Annotated in this window: 10 protein-coding genes; 5 read left to right on the top strand and 5 right to left on the bottom strand. The window is 38.2% G+C overall.

The window, feature by feature from the left end; genetic code table 11:
• Positions 1–124 precede the first annotated feature (124 nt).
• From MM213_RS11560 to mutY, 5 genes are all read right to left on the bottom strand, one after another.
• A complete protein-coding gene (locus tag MM213_RS11560) occupies positions 125–1,597 on the bottom strand; it encodes a glutamate synthase subunit beta (protein ID WP_241412436.1) in 1,473 nt (490 codons plus the stop codon).
• Between the two features lies 1 nt (position 1,598).
• On the bottom strand, positions 1,599–6,089 hold the full coding sequence (gene gltB, locus MM213_RS11555) for a glutamate synthase large subunit (RefSeq protein WP_241412434.1): 4,491 nt from the start codon (positions 6,087–6,089) through the stop codon (positions 1,599–1,601).
• A gap of 411 nt (positions 6,090–6,500) precedes the next feature.
• Entirely contained in the window at positions 6,501–7,850 is a 1,350-nt protein-coding gene (gldE, locus tag MM213_RS11550; protein ID WP_241412433.1) for a gliding motility-associated protein GldE, read from the bottom strand.
• A gap of 157 nt (positions 7,851–8,007) precedes the next feature.
• A complete protein-coding gene (locus MM213_RS11545) occupies positions 8,008–8,472 on the bottom strand; it encodes a single-stranded DNA-binding protein (RefSeq protein ID WP_241412431.1) in 465 nt (154 codons plus the stop codon).
• 50 nt (positions 8,473–8,522) lie between these two features.
• Complete coding sequence (gene mutY / locus MM213_RS11540; protein ID WP_241412430.1) at positions 8,523–9,596, bottom strand: A/G-specific adenine glycosylase; 1,074 nt, start codon at positions 9,594–9,596, stop codon at positions 8,523–8,525.
• Between the two features lie 160 nt (positions 9,597–9,756).
• Between mutY and MM213_RS11535 the strand changes: the two genes are divergently transcribed.
• From MM213_RS11535 to MM213_RS11515, 5 genes are all read left to right on the top strand, one after another.
• Positions 9,757–10,065: an HU family DNA-binding protein gene (locus tag MM213_RS11535; RefSeq protein WP_241274373.1), complete on the top strand. Its 309-nt coding sequence runs from the start codon at positions 9,757–9,759 to the stop codon at positions 10,063–10,065.
• Between the two features lie 21 nt (positions 10,066–10,086).
• On the top strand, positions 10,087–10,905 hold the full coding sequence (locus MM213_RS11530) for a tetratricopeptide repeat protein (RefSeq protein WP_241412428.1): 819 nt from the start codon (positions 10,087–10,089) through the stop codon (positions 10,903–10,905).
• 182 nt (positions 10,906–11,087) lie between these two features.
• Positions 11,088–12,659: an Rne/Rng family ribonuclease gene (locus MM213_RS11525; RefSeq protein WP_241412427.1), complete on the top strand. Its 1,572-nt coding sequence runs from the start codon at positions 11,088–11,090 to the stop codon at positions 12,657–12,659.
• Positions 12,660–12,714: 55 nt separating this feature from the next.
• Positions 12,715–13,842, top strand: coding sequence for a DUF4221 family protein (locus MM213_RS11520; RefSeq protein ID WP_241412425.1), 1,128 nt, complete (start codon positions 12,715–12,717; stop codon positions 13,840–13,842).
• A 658-nt stretch (positions 13,843–14,500) separates the two neighbouring features.
• Positions 14,501–17,617 carry a SusC/RagA family TonB-linked outer membrane protein gene (locus tag MM213_RS11515; protein WP_241412423.1) on the top strand — a complete coding sequence of 1,039 codons (3,117 nt, stop codon included), beginning with the start codon at positions 14,501–14,503 and terminating at the stop codon, positions 17,615–17,617.
• The last annotated feature ends 8 nt before the right edge of the window (positions 17,618–17,625 follow it).

Below are 17,625 nucleotides of genomic sequence, written 5' to 3'. Positions count from 1 at the left end.
TAAAAATATTTAGTTTAAAACAATAAAACAATAAATTATTTTTCGAAAAAACTCCAAAAAAAATATAAAACCGACCCGAGAAATCCCGGATCGGTTTAGGTTGAACTAGTGGTTTATTGTAAAATTATGAGGCTAATTCTTCCTCTACTTGGTAGAAGCCTTCATCTTTTCTAGGCAGTGATGAACTTCCCATTAGGAATTCATCAACACTCACTGCAGCTTCTCTTCCTTCAGAAATTGCCCATACGACTAGAGATTGACCTCTTCGCATGTCTCCTGCTAAGAATACCTTCTTCGATGTAGATTGATAGCCTTTGGATTTTGGGAGGCTATTTTCCATTTTTTCTACGCCAAATGCTCCTAAAAGGCCATTTTCTGCTGGACCTGTATAGCCGATTGCTATGAATGCAAGGTCACAAGGGACAGTACGTTCCGTTCCCGGAACTTCCACAAACTGCATTCTTCCATTTTCTTCTTTCCATTCCAAGTCCACCAATACAAGGCCTGTTACTTCTCCTTTTTTGTTGCCGACAAATTCCTTTGTGAGTATAGAGAATACTCGCTCAGCACCTTCTTCGTGAGAACTTGAAGTTTTCAAGGTCATTGGCCATTCTGGCCATGGATTGAGTACAGTTCTTTGCTGAGGAGGCTTAGGTAGCAATTCAAGCTGTGTGATACTTTTTGCACCATGACGGTTTGATGTTCCAATACAATCAGAACCAGTATCACCACCACCAATGACAATGATGTGTTTATCTTTGGCAGAAATTGGGTTTTCCTTGATCTCACCTGCAATTACTTGGTTTTGTTTTCCCAAAAATTCCATCGCAAAATGAACACCCTTTAAATCTGAACCTTTGATATTTAATGCCCGTGGTTGTGCCGCTCCAGTGGCCAGTACTACAGCATCAAAGTTTGAAAGAATATTTTCTGCTTTGATATTGAAGCCAATTTCTGTTTCGGTCGAGAAGATCACACCTTCTTGCTCCATCACTTCTACACGACGGTCAATCACCCATTTTTCCAATTTGAAATCTGGGATTCCGTAGCGGAGTAATCCTCCTACTTTTTTGTCTTTCTCGAAAAGGGTTACTTCATGTCCTGCTTGATTTAGCTGATCCGCTGCAGCAAGCCCAGCCGGACCAGAACCTATTACTGCTACAGTTTTTCCTGTTCGAACTTTAGGAGTTCTAGGCTTTACCAAACCCAATTCGTAAGCTTTTTCGGCAATATTTTTCTCGATCAATTCAATGGCAACGGGATCTTTGTTGATCCCCAATACGCATGATGCTTCACAGGGCGCTGGGCAAATCCTACCGGTAAATTCTGGGAAATTGTTAGTACTTCTTAAAATGTGAAAAGCTTCCTCCCATTCATTCTGGTACACTGCATCGTTAAACTCAGGTATTACATTGCCCAGCGGACATCCCTGATGGCAAAATGGTATTCCACAATCCATACATCTGGCCGACTGCTCGTTGAGTTTATTGCCGTCAAATGGTTGATATATTTCTTTGTAATCGTTTATTCTATCTTCTGGAGAGCGTGATTCGGGCAGCTCTCTTTTATACTGGATAAATCCTTCTTTCGCTCCCATATTAAACTAATGTTTTTGATTGTTCCAAAGCTCTTTTTTTCAATACTTCCTTGTAATCTCTAGGAATAACCTTGATAAATCTCTCTTTGTATTCCTCCCAATTTTCAATGAATTCTGATGCCAAATGGCTGTTCGTAAATTCTTGGTGGATCTTAAGTTGATTTTTGATAGTTACAAAATCATCTTCATTGAGTGGATCCAGATCGACCATCTCTGGATTGATCAAGTGGATGTAATCTTTGAGGATATAAGCGATACCTCCACTCATACCTGCGGCAAAGTTTCTTCCGATTTCTCCCAAGTTCACTACCAATCCTCCAGTCATGTACTCACATCCGTGATCACCAATTCCTTCTACTACTGTCTCCACACCTGAATTTCTCACACAGAATCTTTCTCCACCTTTGCCATTGATATATGCTGCTCCTGAAGTAGCGCCATAGAATGCCACATTTCCGATGATGATATTATCCTTTGCTTTGAAATTTGCATTTCGACTTGGATATACGATCAATTTTCCTCCAGAAAGTCCTTTTCCAAAGTAATCATTCGCCTCACCTTCCAGCTCAAAGCTTACACCTTTGGCCAAGAAGCCTCCAAAGGTCTGTCCTGCAGATCCGATAAATTTGAATCTAATCGTATCTTCCGGAAGTCCAGGACTGCCAAAGATTTTTGAAATTTCATGCGAAAGCATTGCACCAACTGTTCTGTCAGTATTTTTGATTTCAAACTTGCCTGTTACTGGATTTGCTTGCTCCAAGGCAGGAAGTGCTTGCTTGATCAATTTTCTATCAAGAACTTTTTTCAGTTCAAATTCCTGATCAATTTGCTTGTGGATGCCCACATGGTCTGGAACCTCCACTTTGTGGAAAATTGGTGTAAGATCCACCTTATCCCATTTCCAATGATTCATGTTGCCTGTTGCTTTCAAGACATCACTTTGTCCTACCATTTCATCAATCGTAGCAAAGCCTAAAGAGGCCATGATCTCTCTAAGGTCCTGAGCGAGGAACATAAAGTAATTCACTACATGGTCAGGGCTTCCTGTAAATAGCTTCCTTAATTCTGGATTTTGAGTTGCAATACCTACTGGACAAGTATTCAAATGACACTTACGCATCATGATACATCCTTCTACTACCAAAGCTCCTGTAGAAATCCCCCATTCCTCAGCTCCCAAAAGCGTTGCGATGGCAATGTCTCTACCTGTTCTGAGCTGTCCATCTGTCTGTAGCACAACTCTGCTGCGAAGATTGTTCTTCACCAGAGTCTGATGGGCTTCGGAAAGACCAAGCTCCCATGGCAATCCTGCATGTCTGATAGAACTCAAAGGAGAAGCTCCTGTACCTCCATCAGCACCTGAAATCAGGATCACATCTGCTTGGGCTTTTGCTACCCCGGCAGCGACAGTTCCTACACCTGCTTGGGACACAAGCTTGACATTGATTCTTGCCTTTCTATTGGCATTTTTCAAGTCATATATCAATTGTGCCAAATCTTCAATAGAGTAGATGTCATGGTGTGGAGGTGGGGAAATCAATCCTACTCCTGGAGTTGAGTGTCTCACCCTTCCTATCCAATCATCTACTTTATGGCCTGGTAACTGACCACCTTCACCAGGTTTTGCTCCTTGGGCCATTTTTATCTGAATCTCAGCAGCATTGCTGAGGTAATTGCTAGTTACACCAAATCGGCCTGAAGCGACCTGCTTGATGGCAGAGCGTTCCCAATCACCATTTTCTTTTCTTTCGAATCTGATCTCATCTTCTCCACCTTCTCCACTGTTGCTTTTCGCTCCGATTCTGTTCATTGCTATAGCCAACGTACTGTGTGCTTCATGTGAGATCGAACCAAAAGACATGGCACCGGTAGCGAATCTTTTTAAGATTGACTCGATCGGCTCTACTTCCTCGATTGGGATAGATATCCTCTTTTTGAATTCAAAAAGCCCTCTCAAAGTCAAGGCATCCTTTGTTTGGATGTTAATTTTTTCAGCAAATTTCTTGTAGAGATTGAAATCATTCAACCTAGTGGATTTTTGGAGTAAATGAATTGTCTCTGGATTGAATAGATGTTTTTCACCTCTTCTTTTCCATTGATACACCCCTCCAGTTTCCAATATCGGGCTGTCAGTATTGTATGCAGCATGGTGTCTGATCAATACTTCCTCGGCCAATTCATCAAAGGAAATTCCAGAAATCCTGCTAACTGTACCTTTGAAACATCTGTCGATCACTTCTGGACCTAAACCTATCGCTTCAAAAATCTGAGCTCCCTGATAGGATTGTAGTGTACTGATTCCCATTTTGGATAGTACTTTTAGCAATCCTTTACCGACAGCGGCCTGATAATTGGCAAAAAGCTGTTTGGTTGGAATCTCTTTTGAAAGATGACCTTTTTCGTTTAGATGAATCAAACTTTCAAGAGCTAAATATGGATTGATGGCAGATGCACCATATCCAATTACTGTTGCGAAATGATGCGTTTCACGTATATCTCCCGCCTCTATTACCAAGCCAGCTCTGGTTCTCAGTTTCTTTTTCACCAAATGATGATGAACGGCACCTATAGCCAATAATGATGGAATTGGTGCTTTTGACTCAGTACTGTTTCGGTCTGAAATGATGATAATGTTTTTGCCGGCATAAATTGCACCTTCTGCTTCTCTACAAAGACTATTCAAAGCTTCAAGAATTCTTCCTGGCTGATGATCAGCTTCGAAGTGTGCCTGAAGTGTCACAGCTCTGTAGCCTTGCTCTTCGAGGTGTTTGAGTTTTTCCAAATCTTCATTTAGCAAGACTGGCTGCGAGATATGGATCTGTCTTGTATGTCTTGGGCTTTCGTCCAATATATTATGGCTTTCACCGATTCTGGTGAAAAGTGACATTACCAATTTTTCTCTGATTGGATCAATCGGAGGGTTACTTACCTGAGCAAAAAGCTGCTTGAAGTAATTGGAAATATGTTGGCTTTGTTTTGATAAAACTGCTAATGGCGTATCAGCTCCCATAGAGCCAATTGGCTCGTAAGATGTATCTCCCATTGGCTTGAGGATCATATTCAATTCTTCGGAAGTATATCCAAAGATTGTTTGGCGTTTTTTGATCTCCTCTATGGTGTAAGGATTTGAGAGTTTCTCTGGATCAGGCATCAATCTGAGTTTCAGCCTTTCTTCTCTCACCCATTTGTCATAAGGTTTATTGTCGCATACAGATGCTTTGACTTCATCATCGAAGGAGATCTTTCCTTTTTCCAAATCTACCCAAAGCATTCTTCCTGGACTGATTCTGCCTTTCTCTGTGATGGTTGCTTCACGGATTGGCAGTGCACCTGCTTCGGATGAAAGAATAAGTCGATCATCATTGGTGATAAAATACCTCAATGGTCTCAGGCCATTTCTGTCCAAGGTAGCTCCTACAGATTTTCCATCTGAGAAAAGCAAAGCGGCAGGTCCATCCCATGGCTCCATCAATGCAGCATGGAATTTATAAAAGGCTTTTCTATCCTTGTCCATCATCTGATTGTCTTGCCATGCCTCTGGCACTAGCATCATCATCACATGGGGAAGACTACGACCACTAAGTGTCAACAATTCCACCAAAGCATCCAAGTTTGCTGAATCTGAGTATTGCTTATTGGTGACAGGCATCAATTTAGACAATTCAGAATCAGTGAAATTCACAGAACGCATCAGTGACATCTTGGATTTCATTTTGTTCAGGTTTCCTCGGATGGTATTAATTTCACCATTGTGGGAAAGGTATCTGAACGGCTGTGCAAGTCTCCAGTTAGGAAAGGTATTGGTAGAGAATCGCGAATGGACTATGGCAAGTCCTGAGGTGATTTTATTGTTTTGTAGATCTTTGTAAAACGGCAAAACCTGATCAGTTCTCAACTGTCCCTTATATATTAAGGTGTTGGAGCTGAAACTAGCAAAATAAAAAGCATTGTTTACACCCGGTATTTCTTTGTTGATTTGGCTGGTGGCGTAGTTTCTCAACACATATAGTTTACGCTCCAGATCAATGCCTTGAAGCCCGTCTTTGTGGCTGACAAAAACCTGCTCAATTACAGGCATGACATCCAAAGCACCTGAACCGGGCACAGTTTCATCTACAGGAACTTCACGATAACCGATTAGTTTGAAATCAAGTTCTTTGATGATTTGGTTCAGCCTTTCTTTCGATCTTTTATATAGCTGTTTGTTTTTTGGAAAAAATGTCATCCCAACCCCATAACTGCCTGCTTCAGGGATAGAAAAGCCTGCTCTTGAGGTTACTTCTTTCAGGAATGGGTGTGGAACCTGAATGAGAATTCCCGCACCATCTCCAGTTTTGGGGTCACTTCCTCTACCTCCTCTGTGCTCCATGTTACTTAACATATAGAGTGCATCGCTGATTGTCTCATGGGTTTTTGTTCCTTTGACATTCACTACCGCACCTATACCACAAGAATCATGTTCGAATTCTGAACGATATAATCCTTTTTTCATTATCAATAAGTTTAATAGGTTTCAATTTGAGTTGCAAAATTTACAAAATATTTTCTTTCTATTAAAATTTAAGCAACTAATTGACATTTTAACTGCGTAGTTTGTATTGTTTATTGATATTAATTACCTTAAATAAAAAATATACTTTGGTTATTAATGAATATGTTTTGTGGAAAAAATATGTCAATAGTAGAAAATTTGGTTTAAAAATAAACCTGAAAATGAAATCTTAGTGTAAAAAATCGTATTGTAAGGTAGTGTAAAAAAAATATTATTTTTTCTAATTTTTTCTCCTGTAAAAATGAATCCGGTAGATCTAACTTAGGTTTTAATGAAAATAGGGAATCATAATCGTTTTGTAAAACGAGTTATTTGAAGAATATTATACTGTGAGTAAAGTTTGTTTATGAATCAATCTTCATGAGAATCTAGATTCTTTTCACCCTCATCTTTCAGTCTAACTTTCACTTTTTTGATTTTTCTAGTATCCACAGCTAAAATGGTAAACTCAAAGTTTTCAAAGTTGATTTTTACCCCATTTTTAGGCAGTTTGGAATTCATTTCCAAAAGCAAACCTCCCAAGGATTCACTTTCTCCCTTCACTTCGTCAAAAATCTGCTGATCAAGATCTAATTTTTTGCAAAAATCATTCAATGAAACTTTTCCTTCAAAAATAAATGTCTGTGGATCTATTTCTTGAAAAAAGAAATCTTGGATATCGTCAAACTCATCATTGATTTCCCCGATAATTTCTTCTATCAAATCCTCCAATGTAATCAAACCAGATGTACCACCATACTCATCTACTACGATGGCCATGTGGACATGCTTTTTTTGAAAATCCTTCAGGAGTGAATCGACTTTTTTGTTTTCCGGCACGAAAAAACCTTTTCTAATCAAGCTTTGCCATTCAAAGTCCTCTTCTTTTTCAATATGAGGAAGCAAATCCTTGATATAAAGAATGCCTTCAATATTATCTATAGTTTCATTATAAACGGGTATTCTGGAATAGCCACTCTTGTTGATTTTGTCCATCAGTTCGTGGAAATCTGTATCAAGATCTACAGCTGTGATTTCCATTCTGGAATGCATAACCTGCTTTACTGATAGCGTCCCAAAGTTGACAATACCTTTTAAGATGTCTTTTTCTTCGTCGGTGGTGTCTTCTGAAGTGATTTCCAATGCTTGATGTAGCTCATCAACAGAAAGAGAGTATCCTTTTTTCTCAATTCTTCTTTCGATGATATTGCTCATGCTCATTAGGAAAATCGAGAGTGGCTTAAGGATGATCGAAAATATATTGATAATAGGAGCCATCAATAGAGAAAACTCAACTTTTGCTTTTGTTGCGTAGACTTTTGGCACAATCTCTCCGAAGAAAACAATGGCGAAAGTGACACCAATGGTCTGAACCAGTATGATAACAATCCCAGTAGCACCCATTCCAAAGATAGTCCATGACACAAAAGTGGTCAAGGTGACAATACCGATATTGATTAGATTATTCAAAATCAAGATTGTGCTTAGTAAACGTTGTGGTTCTTCGATAAGGTGTATTACTTTACTAGCATTCTCTTCTCCACGAACATCAATTTCATGTAAGTCTTCTGCCGTCAGGGAAAAAAATGCAACCTCAGATCCTGAAATTAAACCTGACGCAATAAGTAAAAGGATAAAAATCAATCCATTAATCAAAATATAGCTGGCTGAAATTTCTGAAATCTCAGCCAGCAACATAATACTCGGATAGGGGTCGTCCATTAATTATTAAATTATTTCTGCAAAATTAACCATTTCTGATAAAGTACTCTAATTTTTAATTTCACAACTTAACTAAAGATGAGAATTAATTTTATTGGAGTCAAATTTATCTTGGATAATCTCTGATAAATTGGTTTATCAATTGAAATACTCTGGATTAGAATGGCAAATCATCATCCTCTCCTGGGCCATCAGACACTGCTTGCGATGGCATTGACTGAGGACTGCTATTGTTGGAAGCGTAATTTGTATTGCTATTGTTGCTTGGTCCACTTTGACCTTGGCTATCTGCTCGCGAATCAAGCATAGTCATGTTTTGAACTCTTATTCTTACTCTTTTTCGATTATTGCCTTGTTCGTCTTGCCAGCTATCAGTTTTGATCTTACCTTCTACATAGATCTTACTCCCTTTTTTGAGATAGCTTTCAGCGATTTTTGCCAATCCATCCCACAATTCCAAATCATGCCACTCTGTGTTGTCCACACGATTTCCTGACCTGTCTTTATATGACTCTGTAGTGGCTATACTTACATTGGCTACAACTTTGTCACCTTCCAAATGCTTAACTTCTGGATCTTGCCCAAGATTTCCTACTAAAATTACTTTATTTACTCCAGCCATATTTGTAAATGTTTAAATGTTTGAAAAAAGTTTGGGATTAAATTTAGGAATTATTTTTCATCGTTCAAAAACTTCATGATCAATCTAGGTTTGCCAACTGATTCAAGTCTAGAAAAATCGACTAATTCATATCCGTTTTTTCTAGTCCAATCTTGAAGGTCTGAACGATAACTTTCATCAATCTCAAACGTCGCAAAGTTGGCAAAAATTCTTTGATGTGTAAGAATATGTTTGAATCTTGTTTCTGAATCAAAATGTATTTTTGGTTCAAATCCTTCTAATTCATGCAACAAAGTTAGCTCTTTTATTTCTTGGAGCACATTTTTTTCACTTTCCTCCAAAGGAAAATCATACAATCCCTGCCAAATATCACCCGCACCTCTTTGTTTGATTACGACATGTTCAGCGCACACTATATATATATAAGTAAAAAATCGTTCTTTCACCTTCACTTTATTGATCTTGACTGGAAGTTGTGAAACCAAATCATTGTTGTGTGCGAAGCAGGATGACTTTAGAGGGCAATCATTGCAGGAGGGATTGTTTGGAGTGCATTGAAGTGAACCAAATTCCATGATTGCCTGATTATATTCTGCAGGATGCTTTTTGCTGATATGCTCATTGGCAATTTTTTCGAATTCTTTTTTCCCACTCCCACTTGCAATATCAGTGCTTACCCCAAAGTATCTTGCCAAAACCCTAAATACATTTCCATCAACTACAGCAACAGGCTCGTCAAAAGCAAAGGAAGCTATGGCGGCGGCAGTGTAGCTTCCCACCCCTTTGAGTTTGAGCAATGTTTTATAATTATCCGGGAATTTACCACCATATACATTCACGATGTCTTTAGCGCATTGATGGAGATTGCGTGCTCGGCTATAATAGCCTAGTCCCTGCCAAAGACGCATGATTTCTTCAGATGGTGCTTGAGCCAAATCCTCTACTTTTGGGAAATTTTCGAGAAATTTTACAAAATAAGGCATTCCTTGTGCTACTCGAGTTTGTTGAAGTATTACTTCAGACAGCCAAATGATATATGGGTCTTTGGTGTTTCTCCATGGCAAATCCCTTTTGTGAAGACCATACCAGTCCAATAAAATAGATGCAAAATGATTGTTTTTCAAAACATTGAAATTTTTATTTGAAATATTTCGTTAAACAAATGAAGCTAATTTTGGTCAAATTGTTTTTATATTGAAATGCTTCTTGTAAATTTGCAGTCCCAAAATTAGTTGGTTAATAGGTTGTTAAGCTTATTCGATAATAATTTAAAATAATTAGAACGTGACTAAAGCAGAAGTAATTACCAAGATTTCCGAGAAAACTGGAATTCAGAAGGATGATGTAACTCAAACTATTGAGGCATTTTTCAAAGTTGTCAAAGATTCCATGGCAGAGGGAGACAATATTTATGTGAGAGGATTTGGCAGCTTCATTAACAAGAAGAGAGCTAAAAAAATCGCCAGAAATATTTCGAAAAACACTGCGATTGTGATCGATGAGCATTATGTACCGGCCTTCAAGCCATCAAAGGTATTCATTGAAAAAATTAAGAGTAGTAAAAAAATTAAAGAATTAGCTCCTCAGGAATAGTCCTGAGGACTATTTTTCCTTATGAAGAAATCTCAAATCATAGCCATTATCGTTGGAGTTGTAGCTGTAGCAATTCTGTTTTCACTTCCAAGAGTAGTAGTGGATAATGATGAGGGAGGTGCTCAAATCACTGAATCCGATCAGTCGGAGCCAAGCAATCAAGTGGGGATGCATGAAGCCGAAGTGGATGAATCCACTAAGTCAAACATCAACTCTCTTTTGGCAAAGTTGGAAACGGAAGATAATAAGGAAAAATTTGTTACCTTCGCAGACTCTATTGCTTCACTCTATTATCAGGCGAGTAAATATGACAGTGCAGCGTTCTATTACGAACGTGCCTTGGAAAAAACAACTGACCTAGAAAGACTGGAAAAAACAGGGAATGCGTATTACGAAGCATACACATTTGCTTTGGATGAAAAGAAAATAGCTAGATTGGCTGAAAAGACAAGAAGCTATCTAAATCAAGTTTTGGAAAAAGATCCAAAACGCCTTGATTTGAAAACTAAAGTGGCCATGACTTATGTGTCTTCTTCCAATCCGATGCAGGGAATTACCATGCTTAGGGAAATATTGGAAGCAGATCCTAAAAATGAAGATGCCTTGTTTAACATGGGAGCACTTTCTATGCAGTCCGGTCAATATAATAGAGCAGCTGAAAGATTTGAGGAGTTGGTTCAATACCATCCGGACAATCTTCAGGGGCAATTTTATTTAGCTGTAAGTTATTTTGAATCAAAGCAAACTAATAAATCAAAAAGGCAGTTTGAGAAAGTAAAAGGTATGACAACGGATCAGATGATCTTGTCTAGTATCGAAAGCTACCTCGAAAGGCTATAAATAATTGTTCAACTTAAATCTTTAAAACTATGCCTTGCGGTAAAAAAAGAAAGAGACATAAGATCGCTACGCACAAGCGTAAGAAGAGACTTAGAAAAAACAGACATAAGAAGAAGTAATTAATTACTTCTTCTTTTTGAGTTTTTACAGTAAACGTTCATTCACATAAACAGAGACACGATTTGAGCACAGAATTAGTAATCGATTCTGCTCAAAGCGGTAGTCGTATCGCTCTTTTAAAAGACAAAAGTCTGGTAGAACTCCATTCCGATGGAGAAGATAATCAGTTCAAAGTCGGTGATATTTATCTTGGAACAGTTCGGAAAATTGTCAATGGGCTCAATGCAGCATTCATTGATGTAGGTTATGAGAAAGATGCCTTCCTGCATTATCAGGATCTTGGCCCTCAGATCAATAGCCTAAACAAATTTTCGAAATTGGCCAAAAACGGTAACTACACCAGTTATAATTTAAAAGGGTTTGACCTAGAGCCTGATATAGAAAAGCTTGGAAAAATTTCCAATGTCCTTCCTAAAAATAACCAAATATTGGTTCAGGTTGTAAAAGAGCCTATCTCAACGAAAGGCCCTCGACTATCCTGTGAGCTCTCCATTGCCGGTCGCTATTTGGTATTGGTACCATTTTCGAACACTGTCAACGTATCCAAAAAGATCCGTAGTGCAGACGAAAGAAAAAGGCTGGTACGCTTAATTACTTCCATCAAACCAGCCAATTTTGGCGTGATTATCAGAACAGTAGCCGAAGGTCAGTCAGTCACAGAACTTGACAAAGACCTCAGGAATCTGGTAAACACTTGGGAAGATGGTATGAAAAAGCTTCCAAAAGCAAAACCAAAAGACAAGGTAATCGGAGAAATGAGCATGGCTTCCTCTATCATAAGAGACCTGCTCAACGAATCATTCGATGCAATCACAGTAGAGGATGAATTGATCTACGATCAGATCCGATCTTATATCAGATCTATCGCTCCTGAAAAGGAAAAAATAGTGAAGCTTCACAATGGTAAAGCTAAGCTCTTTGAAAATTTTGGAATAGAAAAGCAAATCAAAAGCTTGTTTGGTCAGACGATAAGTCTTCCCCAAGGTGGTTATGTTATTATTGAACATACTGAAGCCCTTCACGTCATAGACGTCAACAGTGGGAATAAATCCAACCAAGAAAGCGATCAGGAAACTACGGCATTGAAGACCAACCTGGTAGCTGCCAAAGAAATTGCTAGACAATTGCGCCTTCGAGACATGGGAGGCATCATCGTCATTGACTTTATAGATATGAAAAGAGCCGAGAATAAGAAGGCGATCTATGATGCAATGAAAGATGAGATGAAAGATGACAGGTCCAAAAACACGGTGCTGCCATTGACCAAATTTGGTCTGATGCAGATCACTAGACAGCGTGTAAGGCCTGAAGTCAACATTGTCACTAAAGAAACTTGCCCTTCATGTAACGGAACGGGCAAAATCCAGGCCTCCATATTGGTGGCGGATAAACTGGAGAAAGACCTAGAGCATATGGCTACTATCCAAAATATTTCAAATATCCAGATTGGACTACACCCATACCTTCATGCCTTCTTCACGAATGGCATCATATCACAAAGGGTAAGGTGGTTTTTCAAATATTTCAAATGGGTAAAATTGATCAAAGATTCATCACTTCCAGTGACGGAGTACAGATTCCTGGACAATTCAGGAGAAGAAATAGAACTAAACGTAAAAAGCGAGACTGAATAGTCTCGCTTTTTTTGGTTTTATAGCCTTTGGTTTTAAAACCTAATTTTACATTTCCATGAAACACACCAAAACTCTTTCCCTACTTTTTTTAATTATCCTCTACTCTTGCGGTCAAAAAGGTACTGATGATATACAACTGACCTTTTCCTATAAATTGGATACAGTTATGATTGACTCAAAAGGGAAAAATTTGGACTTAACCGGGTATATTACCAATTCGGATCTAAACTTGGAAGAAAGTACCATCTACTTGTTCAATAAGTTTGATCATGCAATTGATGAAGTTAACCTGGATGAGCTTGAATATGTACGAAGTTTCCCTTATGATAAGGAAGGACCAAATGGTACAAGCCATATCAATTATATCTATGCGCTGGCAGATGATTTGTTTTTCATCAAAGGATCTGTCAAATCTGGAGTTTTCGATAAAAATGGAAATCTCTTAAAAGGTGTAGATTGGTCAAAAGTCAATGAAGGAGACGATTTTCAAATGTTTAGAAATGAGTTGGTTTTGGAATTTACCGATTCCATGAATGTTTTTGCCTTGCCATTTAATTTGGATAGAAGTATGTGCTTAGACGTATTGTCTGTGAATACTCTTACAAAGAAGCGCATAGAGATAGATTCAGAAAAGGCTTATCAAAATAATATTTTGGAATTTGATGATGATGGTCGCTACTACTTCTTAGATCCTATGGTCTATCTGACATCAGAAAACGGTTATGTCATGGTCAGTCATGATTTTTCCCATGAAATATACATTTTCAATGCAGCAGGAGAACTTGTGAAAAAAGTCACCTACGAGCCAACATTAACTCCCAAAAGCGTCAAACAAGTTGATAAAAAGGGGATAGTATCGGTTGATATTTTACAAAATACCTATCAGGGATTTTTAGAGCAAGTAAAGTTCAGTCCTCCAGTATGGGATAAAGTAAACAATAGGTACTTGCGGTTATCTTCTCAAAGAATTTTTATGGATACGAAAGCTGAGGATGCTTTCTTACCACAATTAAAAGAGATCAAGGTATTCCTTACGGTTTTTGATGAAGATTTCAACTTGATCTCCGAGGGTGAAGTTCCTGAGCTCAACTCAGAAAGCGTAAAATACTTCGCCAAGGACGGCAAGCTTTGGGTTTGTCAGAGTTTTTCTGATGAATTGGGGTTTTTAGTATTTGAGTTTTAGTTCTTACATCAGTATACCAAACAATTTATCAAACTTTCAACTATTGTCATGCTTGATTCATCAACTTTGACTAGGGCCATATTTTTATTGTAACTTCCCCAATAAATTTCTCATTATATGATATTTCCCTAATGAGTTACTTTTTTGGTATCGTATTTACCAGTGAAAAAAATCATGGTTATACTGATTGGGATTTATTGTGATAATTTGTATTGAGAACTTTAAAGAGTTTTCACTCAAATTGTCTAGCTATTTTATAATCGTCAAATTAAGAATAATAGTGATAGAATTCGCTATTTCCATAAAGTCAGAATTGAGTTTTTGCTCGTCTTAAGTGATGGTCAGAAATCGAAAAAACATTGGGAAAAACAGTTTTTTTTATAAAAATACTTAAGCGCAACGTCATTTTTTATTGAGACGATGATACTAGGTATAAAACCTTAAATAACTGTTTAAATGGCTAAAATCGTCTAAATCTTTCAAAAAATTTTCTTAGTACTTAAACGAAATTTGGCTTAAATAATCAGATTTCAAAACTAATAATATGGGGTTTGAAACAAATCTTTTATATAAATTCGATTGTTAAATTAATAAATCTTTATTAGTAAAAAGAGTGTTTTTGTATTATTCATTCAAATTCTATAAACCTAAAAACCAAATGTCAAAACTAATTTACCCAAAAAAATCAAGCAATTTTGGGAGAAGCATTACCTTATCAGTTCTGTTTTTCCTTTGGCAGGTAATTTTACCACTTGAGTCCTACGCTCAAGGAGAAAGCCAGCAAATACAAATTTCCGGTACTGTTAAAGATGCTGAAACAGGAGAAACACTTCCAGGAGTCAATGTTTTTTTGAAAGGCGAAACCTCTGGAACAGCAACCGATATCGATGGAAGTTTTAGTTTAAGTGTACCTTCTTCTAGGTCTATTTTGATTTTTTCATTTATAGGCTATACGCAGGTTGAGAGAACCGTGGGAAACACGACTATATTTAATGTCTCTCTTGAGCCTACGCAAGAGGCATTGACAGAAGTGGTAGTGGTAGGATATGGTACGCAAAAGAGAGCAACTGTGACCAGTGCCATCACCTCAATCTCATCAGATCAGATTACTGAGCTTCCTGTTCCAAATCTTGCATCTGCTATTCAGGGTCGTGCAGCAGGAGTTAACATCACAAATGCTGGTGCTCCTGGTACTAACCCAGTAGTTAGAATTAGAGGTATCGGTACAGTTGGTAATAATGATCCCCTTTATGTAATAGATGGAGTACCTGCAGGTGGATTGAACCAAATCAACACAGCAGATATTGAATCTATTGAAGTTCTCAAAGATGCTTCTGCAGCTGCGATTTATGGATCAAGAGCCGCCAATGGAGTTATTCTAGTTACTACTAAGAAGGGGAAGATTGGCAAAGCTAAAGTATCTGTCGATTCTTATATAGGGACACAAAGCGCATGGAGAACACTAGATCTCCTTGATCGTGATCAATATATCGCATTTGGTAGAGATCTTCTTGGGAATGCCGGCGAGCCTGCACCAGCAAGATTTGATAATCTAGGAGATCTTCGAGATGTCAATACTGATTGGCAAAAGGAAATGTTTAGACCAGCTACTATACAAAGTCACAATGTTGGAATATCTGGAGGAAATGAGTCTATTATTTACAATGTTTCAGCAGGATATTTTGGTCAAGAAGGTATCATGAAAGGTACAGACTTCGAGAGATTCTCTTTTAGGACAAATACCGAAATGACGATTTCTAAGAGAGTGAAAATAGGTCAAACTTTGACTATTGCTTACTCCAATAGGAATGTTGAGCCATTTACAAGTGGGAGAACACAGCTTGAGCATATGGTAAAATCTGTCCCTTACATTCCTGTTCGCGATGAAAGTAGACTTGGTGGGTTCCGCTCTCCTGATAGAATAGACGGCTCAGATCCCGAAAACCCTGTTTTGAATTCTGTTTTGAGAACCAATAGACAGCAGGAGTACAAAATTTTGGGAACTGCCTACATTGATATCGATATTTATGAAGGTCTGAAGTATAAGTTTTTGGTTGGTGCTGATTTGGCATTGGGAACAGGAAATGAATATACTCCGAGGTTTAGATCAGGAGATTTTCATGAACAACCTTTTGCTGTGATTGACCAAAATAGATTTAGCTTCTTCTCACCTCTGATTTCTAACCAATTGTCTTATTCCAAAACTTTTGGAAAGCATAGTATAGATTTGTTGGGAGTTGTAGAACAACAGACTTTCCTAAGTAGTACACTAGCAGGCTCAGGTCAAAACTTCCTTACAAATGAAATTAGGGAGCTACAGGGTGTACAAAATCAAACTGCAAATAGCTCAAAACTAGAATACGCATTGATTTCGTATCTAGGTAGAGTAAACTATGATTATGATCAGAAATATTTGTTTAGCGCATCACTGAGGAGAGATGGTGGATCAAGGTTTGGTCCAAATAGCAAATGGGGGACTTTCCCGTCAATTTCAGCTGGTTGGAGGATAAGTGAGGAGTCATTTATGCAAGATTTGACTGCGGTAAGTGATTTGAAACTGAGAGCAAGTTATGGTGAAACAGGTAATGACCAAATAGGAAATTATGTCTATCAAGCTACGATCAATAGTAATTTCTTTTATCCATTAGGTGGGACAATGGCAGCGGCAAGTACCATTTCTACATTGGCAAATCCTGACCTTAGATGGGAAACTACAGTTATGAAAAACTTAGGTTTTGATTTAGGGTTGTTTGATGACAGGTTAAACTTTTCATTCGAATGGTTTGATAATACAACCAAAGGAATGATTCTAGGAGTTCCTATTCCTCCATCATTGGGCTATGACGGTGCTCCGGTAGCGAATGTAGGGACTGTTGCAAACAGGGGTGTTGAATTGACACTAGGCTATAGAAAATATTCTGGAGATTTCCAGTTTTCCGTTGATGGAAATATCGGTTTTGTCAGAAATGAGTTAGTATCATTGGGTTCAGGAAACACAATCTTTGGTCCTGAATTCCAAGGTGATCCTCTGACCTTCACTGAGGCAGGGAGACCTATCGGGTATTTCTTCGGTTGGCAGGCAGAATCAATATTCCAAAGTAACGAAGAGGCTATATCGGCACCAAGACAAAATCTTCCAGAAGCTGGTGAGGTATATGATCCGAGAATCCATTCATCAGCTGGCGATATACGATTTGCTGATATGAATGAAGATGGTGAAATCAATGCAAATGATAGAACTTATCTAGGGCACTACATGCCTGATTTTACGTATGGTCTGAATTTCTCGGCAAACTACAAAAACTTTGACTTTTCGATGTTTTGGCAAGGTGTGCAAGGAAATGAAATTTTCAACCTTTTGAGATTTCATACCGAAGGGATGACAAGGCTATTCAATTCAAGTACAGTAGTATTGGATAGATGGACTCCACAAAACACAATGACTGATGTACCAAGAGCTATCAATGGCGATCCTAACAGGAATGCAAGAGCAAGCTCACGATGGATTGAAGATGGTTCATTCTTAAGGTTAAAGAATTTGAGCTTAGGGTATAACATCCCAAGTTCGGTAATAGAACAAATCAGTAAGGGTTCTATATCAAGAGTTAGAGTGTATGTCTCAGGGCAAAACCTTTTGACATTCACCAAATACACAGGATATGACCCAGAGATTGCAGCAAGAACAGACATAAATTCTACACTTGGACAAGGTATTGACTTTGGACAATTCCCAGCAGCTAGAACAATAATAGGCGGTTTACAGCTTACTTTCTAACCCAAAAT

Origin of the sequence: Belliella alkalica (genome assembly GCF_022549785.1) — a bacterium.
Taxonomy (GTDB): domain Bacteria; phylum Bacteroidota; class Bacteroidia; order Cytophagales; family Cyclobacteriaceae; genus Belliella; species Belliella alkalica.
This window is presented reverse-complemented; position numbering and strand designations above follow the sequence as displayed.

Bases quoted from the DNA above. Each gene is read 5' to 3' on its own strand.
- gltB (WP_241412434.1), bottom strand. From the start codon at position 6,089: ATGAAAAAAGGATTATATCGTTCAGAATTCGAACATGATTCTTGTGGT.
- gldE (WP_241412433.1), bottom strand. From the start codon at position 7,850: ATGGACGACCCCTATCCGAGTATTATGTTGCTGGCTGAGATTTCAGAA.
- MM213_RS11530 (WP_241412428.1), top strand. From the start codon at position 10,087: ATGAAGAAATCTCAAATCATAGCCATTATCGTTGGAGTTGTAGCTGTA.
- MM213_RS11560 (WP_241412436.1), bottom strand. From the start codon at position 1,597: ATGGGAGCGAAAGAAGGATTTATCCAGTATAAAAGAGAGCTGCCCGAA.
- MM213_RS11520 (WP_241412425.1), top strand. From the start codon at position 12,715: ATGAAACACACCAAAACTCTTTCCCTACTTTTTTTAATTATCCTCTAC.
- MM213_RS11545 (WP_241412431.1), bottom strand. From the start codon at position 8,472: ATGGCTGGAGTAAATAAAGTAATTTTAGTAGGAAATCTTGGGCAAGAT.
- MM213_RS11515 (WP_241412423.1), top strand. From the start codon at position 14,501: ATGTCAAAACTAATTTACCCAAAAAAATCAAGCAATTTTGGGAGAAGC.